The sequence below is a fragment of the Litoreibacter roseus genome (assembly GCF_009811795.1).
GTDB lineage: Bacteria > Pseudomonadota > Alphaproteobacteria > Rhodobacterales > Rhodobacteraceae > Litoreibacter > Litoreibacter roseus.
This window is the reverse complement of the sequence record NZ_BLJE01000023.1, coordinates 1-1,636: the sequence shown is the minus strand read 5'-3', so window position 1 is coordinate 1,636 and position 1,636 is coordinate 1. Positions and strand designations below refer to the sequence as shown.

1 pseudogene is annotated in these 1,636 nt (G+C 54.8%); it reads left to right on the top strand.

Features of this window, described 5'->3' with window-relative positions:
• The first annotated feature begins 139 nt into the window (after positions 1-139).
• Positions 140-1,430 (top strand): annotated as a pseudogene (locus KIN_RS22185) (IS110 family RNA-guided transposase).
• Positions 1,431-1,636 lie beyond the last annotated feature (206 nt).

Here is a 1,636-nt window from a genome sequence, read left to right as displayed (position 1 = left end):
CCATAGCACGTCGGGAACAAGCGCTGTTTGTAGGTTATGGCCACGCGCGTAGCCCTCGGATAGCGCAGCGGGTGGCCATAACCGGGTCTCAGGTCTCAACAGTGGTTTTGCACAAACCACACTGATGAGGAGACCGGCTATGACCGCCAGCTATTCTACCGCTTCGACCCTGTTGGTCGCTATCGACATTTCCAAATATCGGCATGAGATCCTGATCGGTATCCCGGGCAAGAAGCGCCGGCGCAAATTGACGGTCACGAACGCGCTTGAGGATTTCCAGCGGCTGGTTGGCATCCTTGCCAGCTACGACTTGCCGGTGCGGATCGGGTTCGAAGCGACCGGCAATTACCATCGCACGCTTGCCCATCATCTTGGCCAGGCAGGGTTCGAGTTGAAGCTTGTATCTTCGGTAAGTTTGGCGCGAACACGGGAGGCATTGCACAACAGTTGGGACAAGAACGATCCCAAGGACGCGCAGGTCATCCTGCACATGCTAGAGATCGGTGCCGTCCAATTCTTTCACGACCCGCTGGTCACTGGTACCGCCGACATTCAGGAGCTGTCTAAGACCCATGAGATCGTATCGCATTCGAAGACCGAACTCTGGCACCGCATCCTGACACATTATCTGCCGTTGTACTTTCCCGAAGCCGAACGCTTTCATCGAAGTTCACGTACAGATTGGTTTTTGGCTTTCCTCGATAGGTATCCTTTGCCGCATATGATCTCGGCAATGAGCCGGGAAGATTTTATCAAGGACGCATGGCAAGTTGTGGGCCGCAAAGTCGGGAAAGAGCAAATGCTCTCAGATATTTACGCCACAGCAGTTGCTTCTGTGGGCTTACCTGTCCACCCAGAATCGGACGCTATTCACATGTTCCGATTGGTTCTGGCAGAAGGGCGTAGCCTTATTCGCCAGCGTGATGAGATCGAAGCACGAGCTGTCGAGCTGCTGTCTGATCTCCCCGACTACCAACTGTTGACGACCATCCCTGGCATTGGCCCGATCAATGCGATGACGATCCTGGCCGAAGCCGGTGATCTGCGCCGTTTCCAGCACCATCGGCAGTTCCTAAAGTTCTGTGGGCTAGATCTCGCGACAATGCAATCCGGCACGTTCCGTGGACAGAGCAAGATATCAAAATATGGGAACGCCCGATTGCGTCGGACACTTTGGATGGCCGGACAGACCGCAGTTCTCAAGCGCACCAACAGCTTCAGAGACAAGTTCGAGCGATACATCTCCAAAGATCGACACAACGCGCATCTGAGACGCAAGGCATATACAGCAATCTCAGCCAAAATGGCGCGAACCGTACACGCTGTGGTCAAACACGGCGAACCCTATCGCCCCTTCTTTGAAGCGGGCGTGCCCAGGCGGAAGGACCTCTCTCTGTAGTGGCCGTGGAGGCAGCTTGCTGACCTCGTAGATAATGTTCGGGCTTTCTGCTTGGGATTTAGGATCTCGTCTTAAGGACGGTGAAGGCCGCCATCGCGCGTACCTTGTGTTTGCTATGGGAGAGACCACTTCTTGACGGCAGAGCCCGTCTGGGCAAACATAAAAGGGCATTCGATCAATCGGATGCCCCATGACCTGCTGACCTAAGCAGCCAATTCTTCCCGACATAGGACGTTG